This is a genomic window from Pseudomonas sp. ACN8 (assembly GCF_002303925.1).
Lineage (GTDB): Bacteria > Pseudomonadota > Gammaproteobacteria > Pseudomonadales > Pseudomonadaceae > Aquipseudomonas.
In genome coordinates this window covers 60,607-77,130 of record NZ_MRCS01000033.1, presented here as the reverse complement: position 1 = coordinate 77,130, position 16,524 = coordinate 60,607, and the positions used below count along the sequence as shown (strand labels likewise).

Genomic DNA, 16,524 nt, shown 5'->3' with positions numbered 1-16,524 from the left:
GGTTTCGCTCTTACAGCGACTCACTTTTCCAAACGCCGAAAAGTAAGCAAAAGGCTTTGCCCCGACGTACGGCACCTCGCCAAGGCTCGGTGTTCCCTCGCTACGGTGTCCATCAGGGGGCATCGCCCTCCGGTTGGCTTCGCTGGCACCTACACGCGATGAGTTCGACTGCGTCGAACGGCGCTGCGCGCCAATCCCCGGATGAACACCTCCACTCAGCCTGCCGATGGGGCGGGTGGATCAAGATCAAGAGCTGCAGGCGAGCTAACGCTCGGCCTGATGAGTGGTGAGAAGCGTGGTGTACGCCGCTCTGTTTTTGCTCTTCTGTGGGAGCGAGCCTGCTCGCGATGGCGGTATGACAGTCGACCGAGTCCCATCTGCTTGCACCCGATTTTTCAGAGATCCATAGCTGCTTTGGCTTTGGCTTTGGCTTTGGCTTTGGCTTTGGCTTTTGATCTTGATCTGGCTTTTGATCTTTTGCCCCTTCGGCAGGCCGAGCGTAGGTGTTCATCAGGGGGTTAGGCGCGCAGCGCCGTTCGACGCAGTCGAACACATCGAGAGGAGGTCGTCGCGAAGCAGACCGGAGGCGATGCCCCCTGATGGACACCGTAGCGAGGGAACACCGAGCCTTGGCGAGGTGCCGTACGTCGGGGCAAAGCCTTTTGCTTACTTTTCGGCGTTTGGAAAAGTGAGTCGCTGTAAGAGCGAAACCGTCAGCAGCCGTTACCGCAGCAACGGATATGTACACCGATTCGATAAGTAGCCGTTACGACAGCAACGGATATGTACTCCGAACACCGAACACCGAACACCGAACACCAAACACCAAAACCGCAATCACCCCACCTGATACCCAACCATTCAGAACAACCCCCATCCCCCCCGGTTAACAAAACATAACGTGGCGTCGATTGTCAGGCATTAAAAAACACCGATAGGATAAGCCAGCTTCCGAAGGGGCTCTGGATTGCGGGTTTCAGGACTATGCTCTGAAACAGCCGGTCCAGACACGCACCCTTGCGGCGCCCAGAAAGGTTGAACGACCTAACAATAATAATGGGAGAAGGTCTATGAGTGAGCCTGTCATGGGTGTGGGTATCTGCCGCCCGCCGGCACTACGCAAAATCGCGTTGCTGGCCACAGCGCTCTCGCTGTTGGGCTCTGCCATGCTGTCGGCGCCTGCGCTGGCCGCGGCGGCGCCTGCATCCGATGTTGTTTATTCCATTGAATCGGCCAAGGCTGCCAAAAGCCTGATGCTCGATGTCGTCCACGCCGGCAAGCGCCTGGTGGCGGTCGGGGACCGTGGGCACATCCTGTATTCCGATGACCAGGGCGCGACCTGGACCCAGGCCAAGGTCCCGACCCGGGCCCTGCTGACGTCCGTGTTTTTCGTCGATGACAAGCACGGCTGGGCCGTCGGCCATGATGCGCAGATCCTCGCCAGCGATGATGGTGGCGCGACCTGGACCAAGCAGTTCGAAGACCTGACGCGCGAATCGCCGCTGCTCGATGTCTGGTTCAAGGACGTCGACAGTGGCTTTGCCGTGGGCGCCTACGGCTCGCTGATGGAAACCACCGACGGTGGCAAACATTGGGAAAACGCCAGCGACCGCCTCGACAATGAAGACCAGTACCACCTGAACGCGATCGCCGCGGTCAAGGACGCCGGGCTGTTCATTGTCGGCGAGCAGGGCAGCATGTTCCGTTCCGCGGACTGGGGCCAGACCTGGGAGAAACTCGAAGGTCCGTACGAAGGCTCGCTGTTCGGCGTGATCGGCACGGCGCAGCCCAATACGCTGCTGGCCTACGGACTGCGCGGCAACCTTTACCGTTCCACGGACTTCGGCAGCAACTGGGAGCAGGTCGAGCTCAAGGCTGAACGTGGCGACCTGGAGTTCGGGCTATCCGGTGGCACGCTGCTCGACGACGGTTCCATCGTGATCGTCGGCAATGGCGGTTCGGTGATTCGCAGCAGTGACAATGGCGAGACCTTCAAGGTGGTCAACCGTTCGGACCGTATTTCGGTCTCGGCAGTGACTGCGGCAGGCAATGGCAATCTGGTTCTGGCCGGGCAGGGCGGCGTTCGCGTCACTTCGCCAAACGGTACCGAGTCGGGTAAATGAGCCGGGTTAATAATAAGAAGGCGGAGCTATGACTTCCTTGAGTACTCATCACCAGGACAAGGCGACGTTCCTCGAGCGCCTGATCTTCAACAACCGCCCGGCAGTGATCACGATCTGCCTGCTGGTCAGCATTTTCCTGTTCTGGCAGGCGACGCTGATCCGTCCGTCCACCAGTTTCGAAAAAATGATTCCGCTGGAGCATCCCTTCATCCAGAAGATGATGGAGCACCGCAACGACCTGGCGAACCTGGGCAACACCGTGCGGATCTCGGTGGAAGCCACCGATGGCGACATCTTCTCCAAGGAGTACATGGAGACCCTGCGTCAGATCAACGACGAGGTGTTCTACATCTCCGGCGTCGACCGTTCCGGCCTCAAGTCGCTGTGGAGCCCAAGCGTTCGCTGGACCGAAGTGACCGAAGAGGGCTTCGCCGGCGGTGAAGTGATTCCGCAGAGTTACAACGGCTCCCAGGCCAGCCTCGACTTGCTGCGCAACAACGTGCTCAAGTCCGGTCAGGTCGGGCGATTGGTGTCCAACGATTTCAAGTCGAGCATCGTCGACATTCCGTTGCTGGAGTCCTACCCGGACCCGCAGGACCAGGGCAAGCTGCTGGCGCTGGACTATCGCCAGTTCTCCCACGAGCTTGAAGACAAGATCCGCACCAAGTTCGAAACACAAAACCCGAACGTGAAGATCCACATCGTCGGTTTCGCCAAGAAAGTCGGTGACCTGATCGATGGCCTGGTGATGGTGGTGATGTTCTTCGGCGTCGCCTTCGTCATCACCCTGATCCTCCTGCTGTGGTTCACCAACTGCCTGCGCAGTACCGTCGCCGTGTTGAGCACGACGCTGGTGGCGGTGGTCTGGCAACTGGGTTTGATGCACTTCTTCGGCTTCGGGCTCGACCCCTATTCGATGCTGGTGCCGTTCCTGATCTTCGCCATCGGTATTTCCCATGGCGTGCAGAAGATCAACGGGATCGCCCTGCAATCGAGTGAAGCGGACAACGCCCTGACGGCGGCGCGCCGCACCTTCCGTCAATTGTTCCTGCCGGGGATGATCGCGATCCTCGCCGATGCCGTGGGTTTCATCACGCTGCTGATCATCGATATCGGCGTGATCCGTGAACTGGCCATCGGCGCATCCATCGGCGTGGCGGTGATCGTGTTCACCAACCTGATCCTGTTGCCGGTGGCGATTTCCTATGTCGGCATCAGCAAGCGTGCCGTCGAGCGCAGCAAGAAAGACGCGGTGCGCGAACACCCGTTCTGGCGCCTGCTGTCGAACTTTGCCAGCGCGAAAGTGGCCCCGGTTTCCATTTTGCTGGCGCTGATCGCCTTTGGTGGCGGCCTGTGGTACAGCCAGAACCTGAAAATCGGCGACCTCGACCAGGGAGCCCCGGAGTTGCGCCCGGACTCTCGCTACAACAAGGACAACAACTTCATCATCAACAACTACTCCACCAGTTCCGACGTGTTGGTGGTGATGGTCAAGACCAAGTCCGAAGGGTGCTCGCGCTACGAAGCCATGGCGCCGATCGACGAACTGATGTGGAAGATGCAGAACACCGAGGGCGTGCAGTCGGCGATTTCCCTGGTGACCGTGTCCAAGCAAATGATCAAGGGCATGAACGAGGGCAACCTGAAATGGGAAACCCTGTCGCGTAACCCGGATGTGCTGAACAACTCCATCGCCCGTGCTGACGGCCTGTACAACAACAGCTGTTCCCTGGCGCCGGTGCTGGTGTTCCTCAACGATCACAAGGCCGAGACCCTGGATCGCGCGGTGCATGCGGTGCAAGAGTTCGCCAGGGAAAACAACAAGGAAGGTCTGGAGTTCATCCTCGCTGCCGGTAATGCCGGGATCGAGGCGGCCACCAACGAGGTGATCAAGAAGTCCGAGCTGATCATCCTGATCCTGGTGTACATCTGTGTGGCGGTCATGTGCATGATCACCTTCCGTTCCTGGGCGGCGACCTTGTGCATCGTGCTGCCGCTGGTGCTGACCTCGGTACTGGGCAACGCCCTGATGGCCTTCATGGGCATCGGCGTGAAAGTCGCGACCCTGCCGGTCGTGGCGCTCGGGGTGGGGATTGGCGTGGACTACGGCATTTACATCTACAGCCGCCTGGAAAGCTTCCTGCGTGCCGGCCTGCCGCTGCAAGAGGCGTACTACCAGACGCTGAAGTCCACCGGCAAGGCGGTGCTGTTCACCGGTCTGTGCCTGGCGATCGGCGTGTGCACCTGGATCTTCTCGGCCATCAAGTTCCAGGCCGACATGGGCCTGATGCTGACCTTCATGCTGCTGTGGAACATGTTCGGTGCGCTGTGGCTGTTGCCGGCACTGGCACGGTTCCTGATCAAACCGGAGAAACTGGCGGGGCAGAAGGGCAATTCGTTGTTCGCCCACTGATTGCGTGGTTGTGCCGACACCGAAAGCCGCTGCCTCGAAAAGGCGCGGCTTTCGGCGTTTCAGACGTTATTGATCAGGCACCAGATCCAGAAACAGCCGTTGATCCCGTGGCGGGGTAATGGGGCTGTAGAGGCCACGGATGATCAATTGGTTGTCAGGCCCGGCCTGGGCGATCAGATCCTTGAGGGTCACGAAGCGATGTTCGGGACGCTTGAGGTGGGCAATCGTGTAAGTCGAAGGCGCGCTGTTCGACTGGGCGTAGTGGAAATGGGCGTACCACAGCACCTTCACCGAATTCTTCTCCCGAATGGCGAACTCCGTCAGGTAGTCCTTGGCTGCCGTGCGTTTGAGCGCCTGCACAAGGCCGATGTCTACCGCCTGGCGGTCGCGAAGGTACTCGATGCTTTCCTGCCGGGGGCGCTGCGCCTTGTATCCCTCGATGCAATGTTGCTGGCCTTTGAGCCGGGTGGCGGCAGACGTGTTACGCAGTGATTCAAGTACCGCACTGATGCCGGGGTTGGCAGGGTGGGCCTGTTCCAGTTCGCTGGCCAACGTTTCGATCCGTTCGGCCTGGTGTTCCAGCATATCGCTCCAGTCACGGGGGTTGAGTTCATCGCGCCGTTGCGGATCACTGAGCTTTCTTTTCTGAAATTCGATCGAGCGTTCAATGGCCGGGATTTCGTCGATCAGCCGCTGCCCCTCCGTGCGCAGCGCGGCAAACGAACGCGGTTGCGGTGTCGGAGTCGGCCGTACAGGCGCGGCGTCGACAATCTCGACCCATCCCTCATTGGGGTGCTCCATGAACCGACCACTGACTTGAAGGGTGAGCGGGTTTCGGGTGACGATTGTCGCAAACGGCATGCCGGTGGTCGCCGGTTCCAGCTCTCCGACCAGGTCGCCGTTATCCCGCGACTTGAACACCCGTTTGGTCTGCGACGGTGCTTTGACGGGTTTGAAGGCGACGGGCAAAACCGGCAAAAATTCGTCCTCGCGCAACAGGTCGGCCAGTTCGGTCTCGGCATTCTCCCGTACGATCTCAAGACGCTCCATCAGCAGCGACATGTAGCGGGGGCGGATCAACGGGGACTCAAGCTCCAGCAGTGAGGTGTTGATTTGCAGGCGCCTTTTGTAGTGCCTGATCAGGTTGATCAGGACGTCCTTGCGCTCCTGAGCGGTAAAGCCATCCGTGCTCAGCAGGTCCAGGTGGGAGTCTTCGAGCGCTGACATGGCGCCCAGACGGTCTTCATGAACTTTGAGAAAGTACTGTTCCTGCGGCGTTTTCGCCTCGACGGTGGTGTCAATGCTCAAGGTGTTCAGTACGTCGAGCGATTCGAGGAGGGCGGTCACTCGGTTGGAGAACCTGCGGTCAGGGTGGCCTTTGAGGTATTTCAGGCGTTGCGCCGGCCCGGTCTTGAAGTTTTGCGCCAGCTCGGTAAGCGCTTCATCCAGTGCGATGATTGCCTGTGCATGTCGCTCGGAGGCGGCGAAGTTGGTTTCCAGAAGGTCGTACATGCGCTGGGCGCCTTCGATGTCATTGATGTTGTATTGCAACTCAATCAGCGACTCGCCCTGTTCGGAAATGAAGCTGGCCAGGTAAAGGGACGCCAGTCGGTAGATCCTCAGTTCATGATGCATCAGGATCGCGCCGTACTCGTCGGTGGCTTTCTGCTCGTAGTCGAAGCGGCTGTCAACGTCCTTGAGTTGGCGATAGGCCTGGATCAAGTCGCGACGGGCCTGGATCAACTGGTCGACGATGACTTGATCTCTTTCCTGCAATATCTGGAAGTTCAGCCGGTTGCGTGAACGCGCAATGACCTTGAGCCGGTGAGCATCGAGCAGAGCCTGGTCCTCGGGCGATGCACGAAGACGCACACGAGCGGCTCCCAGTTCGTTGTGGGCGCTTTCGTACTGCTTTTTTGCCGCATCCAGTTGCTGGTCCATATCCTTTGCCTGTGTTGCCAGCGTCGATATGATCCCACCGATTCGGCTGACCTCAATGTTGGCTTGATCACGTTTCTTGTCTATTTCCGCGAGTTTGGCTTTGAGTCGGTTTTTAGGTCCACCGCCCTGTAGCTTCAAGCCAGGGTCCAGCGACCATCTTCCTTGTCCGTCAGTCTTGAGCTTGAACCCTGGATGGAGCGGCTTTTGGGGATGAATGATGTAAACGTCGCCGACTCCCGCCACGACATTGACCTTGAACAGCAGCCCTCCCACGGAGGCATGCCATTGGTTGTCGATACGGTACAAGCCTTTGAGCGTTCCGGTTTCGGCGGGGGCGGGAACCGGAACCGGCCAAGCGACATTCAGCTCGAGCAATGCATTCAACAGACGTCGGCCGGAGGAGTCCCTGGCGGTGGAGTGGATGAAATCGACCTGTGTTTTGTCGGCGGCCGGGGGTTCGGCCGGCAAGCCGATCATGCCTTGCTCGATGACAGTCGTGAGCGGGGTGGCATCGAGGAGCGGTCGGCGCAGGTCGGCGAGTTTGAGCGGCGGCTCTACGGGGTGGAGTCTGGGCGCCGACGGATCGGAAGGGTGGGCCCGGGACGGAGCGTGCAACAGGATCAAACCAATGTTGAGCAGCAGATCGACCCAGGCCAGTTCCCTGGCTGTCGGGTCATTACTGTGCAGCGCAGTCACATCGTTTTCCAGGCTGGCGGCCATTTGCAGCATCCAGCCGGCTGCCATCGCAGGTCCACGTAGCAGAGGCAAAAGCACGGCGTTGAACAGTAACCAGCCGCCCTCGCGCAGGGTGGCCCAACGGCTTTCGGCGTTGGAAACGGACTCTCTGTCAGACAAGTCGATGAGGGCTCGGGCGTTTCTGCCGTAGAGATACTGCGTCAGGTTTCCGTTGGTCAGTGCCTGTGCCAGCGAACCCGGTACTGCGTCGGTGTCAGAGTCTTGCCCCAACTGTGCCGGCTCCGGTTTTTCCCAACGGACGGTGTCGTCCCCCAGGCCAAAACGCAGGATATGAGGGCTGTTGAATCCGTCATGGCTGTAGATCGGCCGGGCCTTGTCCGGCAACCAGTTCAGCACGCTGTCTTGCAGCGCACCGGGTTGTGCAATGGCATTGAACAGCGCTTCACGGCTCGCGAACTGCCGCAATGAGTCCCGGTACACCGGTCGATACAGGATATGCGGCCCGATGGCGATGTCCCGCGGTTCAATGATGAACATGTTGTCGACCACATCGGCGGCGGCGCCCGGCTTGCGGATGAAGGACAGTGCGCGAACGACGATGTCGTTGCCGTCGACGACGCGTTCGGGCGCGTGGGTGTGCATGACAGCCTTGACGTAACGGTAGCCCAGGGCGCTCACGCCGTGCTCGCCCCGGATTTTGTGCTCCAGGGCCTGGAGCGGCAGGTGTACCTTCAAGGCCTGGCCAAACCGCATCTCGCGGCGTTGTGATTCGCTGTTGTCATCGAGCAGCAGCTTTTTGAGGGTTTGTGGATAGCGTTCCCCGATGTTCACCCGGCTGATCAGTCCCTCGGTGCTGCTCAACAGACCTTTTTCACCCAGAATGTAGTCAGGGGTCAGCCACTGCGGGACGGCTTTGCCGGTCTTGTCCGTGATGGTCATGCTGCCGGAGGGGGCTGCGCTGAGATTCTGGATGGCCAGTTCGATCAACGTCATGGGGACGCGGGTTATGAAACCGCTGCCCAGATCGCCTGCCGCCACCTGGAAATTCAGCAACAGATCGTCCGGTTCACAATCGGCGTCGGGATGATCCTTGCGTAACTGATCACGCAAGGCGTTGGCGGTGAAATCATGCAGGTTTTCGATGCCGTCGAGGAACGACTTACCCGCGGTTTGTCGTTGCAATCGCGCTTGCTCGACCAGCCATTGGCGATATTCGGCGCGATCGTTGGCGCTGGCGTCCTTGAGCCACTGGGGCAGGGTCGAACGAATTTTTTCCGCAGCTTGTTGGCCCGGCACCGGGGCAAGGCTGAAGTAAGGGGTCGGGTCGGTGCTGGCGGCGAAAAGGTCTTCCAATGGGCGAACACCCTGGTCGGCTGGAAGCCGAATAGCGTCCAGGTTCTCCAACTGACACTCAAGCAGCAACGCGGCCTGGATATCGAAGATGTTGCCATTGGGTTCAGAACGCTTGATGACGACTTTGTCGGCGATGAACTGGCGCTCCACCTCGCGGCCCCAGGCCTGGTTGAACGCTTCCATGGTCGGGTGTGACTCCAGACGGCCTGAAGCCCGGTACAAAAAGATCTGGTTTCCTTGCACCACGAGCAGGTCCGGCGTCATGAAAGACCTGCTTTCGCCGTTGCGGATCAAGCAGGTTTCCAGGCAATAGGCATGTACAAAACCGTCAGGGTGGGGGATGGCCTGACGCTCCCGGCGGTCAGGATGACGAGTGAGCTCGTAGAGTGCAGCCCTGCACTGTTTTTGCGCCGCCGGAAGAAGGCTGGCCGCGCTGTTCAGACCGGTCGCCAACAGGTCACCCAGCCATTTCCAGCGGGTTGCACCTGTTTCGTCAGCCTGGTTCCAGTAGGCCGTCAGTGCTTCCTGAAAGTGGGTGCCCAGGGTCAACGCCAGAGCCTGGATTTTTTCCTGGATAACCCCCATGTCGGGGCGTTTAGGCCCTTGCGCTTCATAGGTCAGGCGCGAGGGAACCCGGTTGGTGAGGAAGTGTGTGCGACCGTCAATTTCTTCCGTGAGATTCAGGCGGGTGTCGTTGCCCAGATAATCCAGGGCCACATCGATCAACAGTTTGAGATCCCATCCCCCGGTCTGATTCGGTATGGCCAGCCGGGTGATATCCAGATCCACGGCAAGAGGCGGGTAGTGTTCCAGAATGCTGGCTTGAAGGACTTGCCGGGCGACCTGGCGCAGAGTCGGTCGGCTGGCGAATCCAAGGGCGACCGCTTGAGCGGGGGCGTTGCTGGTATCGAGACTTGAGGGAGGGGGCGAGGACGCACCTGGCGGAGTAATGGCGGATTGATTTTGCATGTCGGATTCCAGTCTGTAGCGAAAAAGATAGGGTTTTCGCTGCCAGAATGGCGAGTTCGTCGGTGGGCTGTGCGGTATCCCGCTACCACCTGACCACTCGAAAAATGTGCCCGGTCGCGCCTCGGCGAGCGGGCGATGTGCGGCTCAGGAAAGCTCGGAGCCGAGCACCACGTTCAACGCACTGCGCGCATCATCGAGTTGCACCAGCGTCGCATGCCGCGCGCCGAGGGCATCACGATTCTCGATGGCGGTGAGGATTGCCTTGTGCCGGGGCAGCGCCAGTTCATGCAGGTTCGGCCGCTGGTTGGAATGCTTCAAGGCTTCGGCGATGGCCACCGAGAGCATGTTGCACAGGTTGGCCAGCAAGTCGTTATGGGTGGCATCGGCGATTCGGCTGTGGAAGTCGAGGTCCGGCTGCAGCAGCGCCTCCGGCGTCGGTGCGGCTTCCATACGCTGGTAGGCCTCACCGATGGACGCGATGTCTGCTTGCGTGGCGAATTGCGCGGCGAGGGCGGCGGCGGCCGGTTCGATGATGCTGCGCACGCTGGTCAACAGATCGAAAAACTGATTCTGCGGACTGCTCTGCATCAACCAGTGCAGCACGTCCGGATCGAGCATGTGCCAGTCCTTGCGCGGCTTGACCACGGTGCCGACACGCGGGCGGGAATACACCAGGCCCTTGGCAACCAACACCCGGGTGGCTTCACGCAGCACCGGCCGGCTGACCGCATATTCTTCGCACAACAGCGCCTCGGCGGGCAGTTTGTCGTCCGGCAGGAAACGTCCCGAGACGATCTGCATGCCCAGTTCCTGGACGATGCGCGAGTGCATGCTTTTGCGGTCGGAGGGTTTGCGGTAATCCATGGGGAGCGGCGCGGTCCTGTGCGAATAGGTGTCGCGCATGATAGCAGGCGCGGTACAAACTTGAGGTGGGTACACAAACCAAATGTGGGAGCTAGCCCTGCTGGCGATAGCGGAGTGTCAGTCAACATTAATATCAACTGATAGACCGAAATCGCTAGCAGGCTAGCTCCCACAGGGGAAGGGTGGTGTCAGTGGGAGTGACGCGGCACTTCAGCCCCGCGGCAACCGACCAGGAAGTCGAAGTCGCAACCCTGGTCCGCTTGCAGCACGTGGTCGATGTACAGCTGACGATAGCCACCGACGATCAGGTTCTGTGGCGGTTGCAGATCGGCCATGCGCGCGGCCAGTTCGGTGTCCGGAATATCCAGGTGCAAACGGCCGCTGGCGCAATCGAGTTCGATCCAGTCGCCTTCTTTCACTGCGGCCAGCGGGCCGCCGGCCGCGGCTTCAGGGGCGACGTGCAGGACAACCGTGCCATACGCGGTGCCGCTCATGCGCGCATCGGAAATACGCACCATGTCGGTCACACCCTGGGCCAGCAACTTGGCCGGCAGGCCCATGTTGCCCACTTCGGCCATGCCCGGATAACCCTTCGGCCCGCAGTTTTTCATCACCAGGATCGAGTTGGCATCCACGTCCAGTTCCGGATCGTTGATCCGCGCCTTGTACATGTCGAAGTTCTCGAACACCACCGCGCGGCCGCGATGCTGCATCAGTTCGGGCGTGGCGGCGGACGGTTTGAGCACGGCGCCCAGCGGTGCCAGGTTGCCGCGCAAGACACAGATGCCGCCGTCGGCGCGGATCGGGTTGTCGAGGGTGCGGATCACTTCGTCCTCGCCATAGATCGGCGCGTCCCTGGTGTTCTCGCCGATGGACTTGCCATTGACGGTCAAGGCATTCGGGTTCGGGATCAGGTTGGCTTCGCCAAGGCGACGCAGCACGGCTGGCAAGCCACCAGCGTAATAGAACTCTTCCATCAGGAAGCGCCCTGACGGTTGCAAGTCGACGATGGTCGGCATACCGCGACCGATACGGGTCCAGTCATCCAGGTCCAGCTCCACGCCAATGCGCCCGGCGATGGCTTTCAGGTGGATCACCGCGTTGGTCGAACCGCCGATGGCGGCATTGACGCGAATGGCGTTTTCGAAGGCTTCCCTGGTCAGGATCTTCGACAGCTTCAAGTCTTCACGCACCATCTCCACGGCACGCATGCCGGACATGTGCGCCAACACGTAACGGCGCGCATCCACCGCCGGGATCGCCGCGTTGTGGGGCAGGGAAGTGCCCAGTGCTTCAGCCATGCAGGCCATGGTCGAGGCCGTGCCCATGGTGTTGCAGGTGCCCGCCGAGCGGGACATACCGCCCTCGGCCGCGAGGAAATCGTCGATGCTGATGGTGCCGGCCTTGACCTGTTCGCTGAGCTGCCAGACCACGGTGCCGGAGCCGATGTCCTTGCCCTTGTGTTTACCGTTGAGCATCGGCCCGCCGGTGACGACGATGGCCGGTACGTCGCAACTGGCGGCGCCCATCAGCAAGGCCGGGGTGGTTTTGTCGCAACCGGTCAGCAGCACCACGCCATCGATCGGGTTACCGCGAATGGCTTCTTCGACATCCATGCTCGCCAGGTTGCGGGTGAGCATGGCGGTCGGGCGCAGGTTCGATTCGCCGTTGGAAAACACCGGAAACTCCACCGGGAAGCCCCCGGCCTCGATCACCCCGCGTTTGACGTGCTCGGCAATCTGGCGGAAATGCGCGTTGCACGGGGTCAGTTCCGACCAGGTGTTGCAGATGCCGATGATCGGCTTGCCATGGAACTGGTGGTCGGCGATGCCCTGATTCTTCATCCAGCTGCGGTACATGAAGCCGTTCTTGTCGGCGGTGCCAAACCATTGGGCGGAGCGCAGGGTGGGTTTCTTATCAGACATGATCGGTTCTCTTATTGTATGACTATATTGTTTGAGCTGAGGCGTAACATAAGCGCAAATTCTGCGCTTTGGAAGTGTTGTTGAGTAAATAGTATTACTATATAGTCCGATCAAACGGAGGGATGGCCCTGACGAATTTTTCGTGAGAGGCGTCCCCCGAGGTTCTATAACAACAACAATCGGAGACCGATCTCATGAGCCAGGAACTGCGGCTTATCCGTCGCATCACGCTGAAACTGATTCCCTTCCTGATCCTGCTGTACCTGATCGCCTATGTGGACCGCTCCGCGGTGGGCTTCGCCAAACTGCACATGGGCGCCGACATTGGCCTGGGTGATGCGGCCTACGGCCTTGGCGCAGGGTTGTTCTTCATTGGCTACTTCCTGCTGGAAATTCCCAGCAACCTGATGCTCGACCGCTTCGGCGCACGGCGCTGGTTCGCGCGGATAATGGTCACCTGGGGCGCCATCACCATCGGCATGGCCTTCGTCCAGGGGCCGAACAGCTTCTATGTGATGCGCTTTCTGCTCGGCGCCGCCGAGGCCGGGTTCTTTCCGGGCGTTCTGTACTACATCACCCAATGGTTCCCGGTGCGCCATCGCGGCAAGATCCTCGGGTTGTTCATCCTGTCTCAGCCCATCGCGATGATGATCACCGGCCCGCTGTCCGGCGGCTTGCTGGGCATGGACGGCGTGTTGGGACTGCACGGCTGGCAGTGGCTGTTCATCGTCATCGGCTGTCCGGCGATCCTGCTGACCTGGCCGGTGCTGCGCTGGTTGCCGGACGGCCCACAGCAAGTGAAGTGGATGGACCAGGCGGAAAAGGACTGGCTGAGCGGTGAGCTGAAAAAGGATCTGGATGCCTACGGCCAGACCCGTCACGGCAACCCGTTGCACGCCCTCAAGGACAAGCGCGTCCTGCTGCTGGCGCTGTTCTACCTGCCGGTGACCCTGAGCATCTATGGCCTGGGTCTGTGGCTGCCGACCTTGATCAAGCAGTTCGGCGGCAGCGACCTGGTGACCGGTTTTGTTTCCGCGGTGCCGTATATCTTCGGGATCGTCGGCCTGCTGATCATTCCGCGCAGTTCCGACCGCTTGAACGACCGCTACGGCCACCTCGCCGTGCTTTACGTGCTGGGTGCGATTGGCTTGTTCCTCAGCGCCTGGTTGTCGGTGCCGGTGCTGCAACTGGCGGCGCTGTGCCTGGTGGCGTTCGCATTGTTCTCCTGCACGGCGGTGTTCTGGACCTTGCCGGGCCGCTTCTTCGCCGGCGCCAGTGCGGCAGCGGGGATCGCCTTGATCAACTCGGTGGGTAACCTTGGCGGCTATCTCGGTCCATTCGTGATCGGCGCACTCAAGGAATACACCGGCAATCTTGCGTCCGGCTTGTATTTCCTCTGCGGGGTGATGGTGTTCGGCCTGATTCTGACTGGCGTTGTCTATCGCCTGCTGGAACGCAAACACGTCCTGCCAGCCGATCAATTTGCAGCAAGTGCACGCTAATCCAATGTAGGAGTGAGCCTGCTCGCGATAGCGTCGGCACAGCCAATGTTGTCGGCGACTGATACATCGCTATCGCGAGCAGGCTCACTCCTACAGAGATCTGCGGTGTTTTTGAAGGAATAGGAGAAATTTCATGCGTTTGGTTCAGTTCGAATTGAGTAACGGCGAACGCCGTGTCGGCGTGATCGACAACGGTCTGGTCCGCGAAGTGCAGGACGCGCGCAGCGTTCGCGATCTGGCATTGGCGGCGATCGAGGCGGGCGCAAGCCTTGAACAACAGGTGCAAGGCCTGGGGCTGGGCATCAGCCATGACTATGCCGAACTGCTGACGCAACGGCGCATCCTGCCGCCGCTGGACCATGCGGACCCGGCGCACATGCTGGTCAGCGGCACGGGCCTGACCCATCTGGGCAGTGCGTCGGCCCGGGACAAGATGCACCAGCAAAGTGGCGACGAAACGGCGATGACCGACACCATGCGCATCTTCAAATGGGGCGTAGAGGGCGGTAAGCCGGCGGCGGATGAAGCCGGTGTGCAACCGGAATGGTTCTACAAAGGCGATGGCAGCATCGTCGTCAGGCCGGGCCAGCCGTTTCCCCTGCCGCCGTTTGCCGAAGATGCCGGCGAAGAGCCGGAGATCGCCGGCCTGTACGTGATCGGTCACGACGGCAAGCCGTATCGCCTGGGTTTTGCCGTGGGCAACGAGTTCTCCGACCACGTCATGGAGCGCAAGAACTACCTGTATCTGGCCCATTCGAAACTGCGCAGCTGCAGCTATGGCCCGGAACTGCGGGTGGGCGAGTTGCCGCAACATCTGGCGGGCACCAGCCGCATCCTGCGCGACGGCGAGGTGCTATGGCAGAACGAGTTTCTCAGCGGCGAGGCCAACATGTGCCACAGCCTCGCCAACCTCGAATTCCACCATTTCAAATACAGCCAGTTCCTGCGCCCGGGGGATGTGCACATTCACTTCTTCGGTACGGCGACCTTGTCTTTTGCCGACGGCATTCGCACGCAACCGGGTGACGTGTTCGAGATCACTCAGGCCGAATTCGGCGCGCCATTGATCAACGGCATCGCACCGGTCGCAGCGGCTTTCGCGCCCGGCACCGTCGGCACACTTTGAGGACTGACCCATGACCCGGATTCTTGGTCACAACTACATCGGCGGCCAACGCAGCGCTGCTGGCAGCGTCAAATTGCAGAGTGTCGATGCCACCACCGGTGAGGCATTGCCCGACGATTTTTATCAGGCGACCCCGCAGGAAGTCGATGCAGCGGCCAGCGCGGCGGCGACCGCGTACCCGGCCTATCGCAGCCTGAGCGCGGAGCGGCGGGCGCAGTTTCTCGAGGCCATTGCCGATGAACTGGATGCCCTCGGTGATGATTTTGTCGCGGTGGTCTGCCGCGAGACGGCGTTGCCGGCGGGACGGATTCAAGGCGAGCGTGGACGTACCAGCGGGCAGATGCGCCTGTTTGCCAAAGTCTTGCGTCGCGGTGATTTCTACGGCGCACGAATCGACCGGGCATTGCCGGAGCGCCAACCGTTGCCGCGTCCGGACCTGCGTCAATACCGTATCGGCCTGGGACCTGTGGCCGTGTTCGGTGCCAGCAACTTTCCGTTGGCGTTCTCCACCGCTGGCGGCGACACGGCATCGGCGCTGGCGGCTGGCTGCCCGGTAGTGTTCAAGGCCCACAGCGGCCACATGGCCACGGCTGAATGGGTGGCTGACGCGATCATTCGCGCCGCCGAGAAAACCGGCATGCCGGCCGGCGTGTTCAACATGATCTACGGCGGTGGCGTCGGTGAGGCGTTGGTCAAGCATCCGGCGATTCAGGCTGTAGGCTTCACCGGTTCGCTCAAGGGCGGTCGAGCCTTGTGCGACATGGCGGCGGCCCGTGCGCAACCGATTCCGGTGTTCGCCGAGATGTCGAGCATCAACCCGGTGATCGTGTTGCCACAGGCGTTGCAGGCGCGGGCTGATACCGTCGCCCGGGACCTCACGGCGTCGGTGGTTCAGGGTTGTGGCCAGTTCTGCACCAATCCCGGTCTGGTGATCGGCATTCGCTCGGCGTCATTCGCTGCGTTTGTGCAGCAAGTGGCCGGGTTGATGGGTGACCAGCCGGCGCAAACCATGCTCAATGCCGGAACCCTGAGCAGCTACGGCCAAGGCTTGCAAAAACTGCTCGCGCATCCGGGGATCGAGCACCTGGCCGGCAATCCGCAACAGGGCAATCAGGCACAGCCACAGCTGTTCAAGGCCGATGTCAGCCTGCTGCTCGATGGCGATGAAGTGTTGCAGGAGGAAGTGTTCGGTCCGACCACGGTAGTGGTTGAAGTGGCAGACCATGGGCAACTGATGGCCGCCTTGAACGGCCTGCACGGCCAGTTGACCGCCACCGTCATTGGCGAGCCGGAAGACTTCGAACAGTTCGCCGGGCTGACGGCATTGCTGGAGCAGAAGGTCGGACGCATCCTGCTCAATGGCTATCCGACGGGCGTGGAAGTCTGCGATTCGATGGTTCACGGTGGGCCTTATCCGGCAACGTCCGATGCCCGCGGTACGTCGGTGGGCACCCTGGCCATCGATCGTTTCCTGCGCCCGGTGTGTTTCCAGAACTACCCGGACAGCTTGCTGCCGGATGCGCTGAAGAACGGCAATCCGCTGCGCATCCAGCGACTGGTGGATGGGCAATCGACCCGCGAGGCGTTGTAGCGGCTGACCACAATCCCTGTA

At 60.7% G+C, this 16,524-nt stretch carries 8 protein-coding genes; 5 read left to right on the top strand and 3 right to left on the bottom strand.

Annotation, left to right across the window (positions count from 1 at the left end):
• Positions 1 to 1,070: 1,070 nt before the first annotated feature.
• The gene (locus tag BSF44_RS18960) at positions 1,071 to 2,123 is read left to right on the top strand and encodes a YCF48-related protein (RefSeq protein ID WP_095944817.1); all 1,053 of its coding nucleotides are present in this window, start codon (positions 1,071 to 1,073) and stop codon (positions 2,121 to 2,123) included.
• Between the two features lie 28 nt (positions 2,124 to 2,151).
• Complete coding sequence (locus BSF44_RS18955; protein WP_095944816.1) at positions 2,152 to 4,536, top strand: RND family transporter; 2,385 nt, start codon at positions 2,152 to 2,154, stop codon at positions 4,534 to 4,536.
• A 66-nt stretch (positions 4,537 to 4,602) separates the two neighbouring features.
• On the opposite strand, the gene BSF44_RS18950 is transcribed toward BSF44_RS18955, so the two are convergent.
• The 3 genes from BSF44_RS18950 to BSF44_RS18940 form a co-directional block, all read right to left on the bottom strand.
• Positions 4,603 to 9,495, bottom strand: coding sequence for a dermonecrotic toxin domain-containing protein (locus tag BSF44_RS18950; RefSeq protein ID WP_141250056.1), 4,893 nt, complete (start codon positions 9,493 to 9,495; stop codon positions 4,603 to 4,605).
• Positions 9,496 to 9,639: 144 nt separating this feature from the next.
• On the bottom strand, positions 9,640 to 10,359 hold the full coding sequence (locus tag BSF44_RS18945; protein ID WP_172435374.1) for a FadR/GntR family transcriptional regulator: 720 nt from the start codon (positions 10,357 to 10,359) through the stop codon (positions 9,640 to 9,642).
• A 188-nt stretch (positions 10,360 to 10,547) separates the two neighbouring features.
• On the bottom strand, positions 10,548 to 12,284 hold the full coding sequence (locus tag BSF44_RS18940) for an IlvD/Edd family dehydratase (protein WP_095944813.1): 1,737 nt from the start codon (positions 12,282 to 12,284) through the stop codon (positions 10,548 to 10,550).
• A 194-nt stretch (positions 12,285 to 12,478) separates the two neighbouring features.
• Here BSF44_RS18940 and BSF44_RS18935 point away from each other — a divergent pair, with 194 nt between their 5' ends.
• From BSF44_RS18935 to BSF44_RS18925, 3 genes are all read left to right on the top strand, one after another.
• A complete protein-coding gene (locus BSF44_RS18935; protein WP_095944812.1) occupies positions 12,479 to 13,786 on the top strand; it encodes an MFS transporter in 1,308 nt (435 codons plus the stop codon).
• Between the two features lie 133 nt (positions 13,787 to 13,919).
• Complete coding sequence (araD1, locus tag BSF44_RS18930) at positions 13,920 to 14,912, top strand: AraD1 family protein (protein ID WP_095944811.1); 993 nt, start codon at positions 13,920 to 13,922, stop codon at positions 14,910 to 14,912.
• Between the two features lie 10 nt (positions 14,913 to 14,922).
• The gene (locus BSF44_RS18925; protein WP_095944810.1) at positions 14,923 to 16,503 is read left to right on the top strand and encodes an aldehyde dehydrogenase (NADP(+)); all 1,581 of its coding nucleotides are present in this window, start codon (positions 14,923 to 14,925) and stop codon (positions 16,501 to 16,503) included.
• The last annotated feature ends 21 nt before the right edge of the window (positions 16,504 to 16,524 follow it).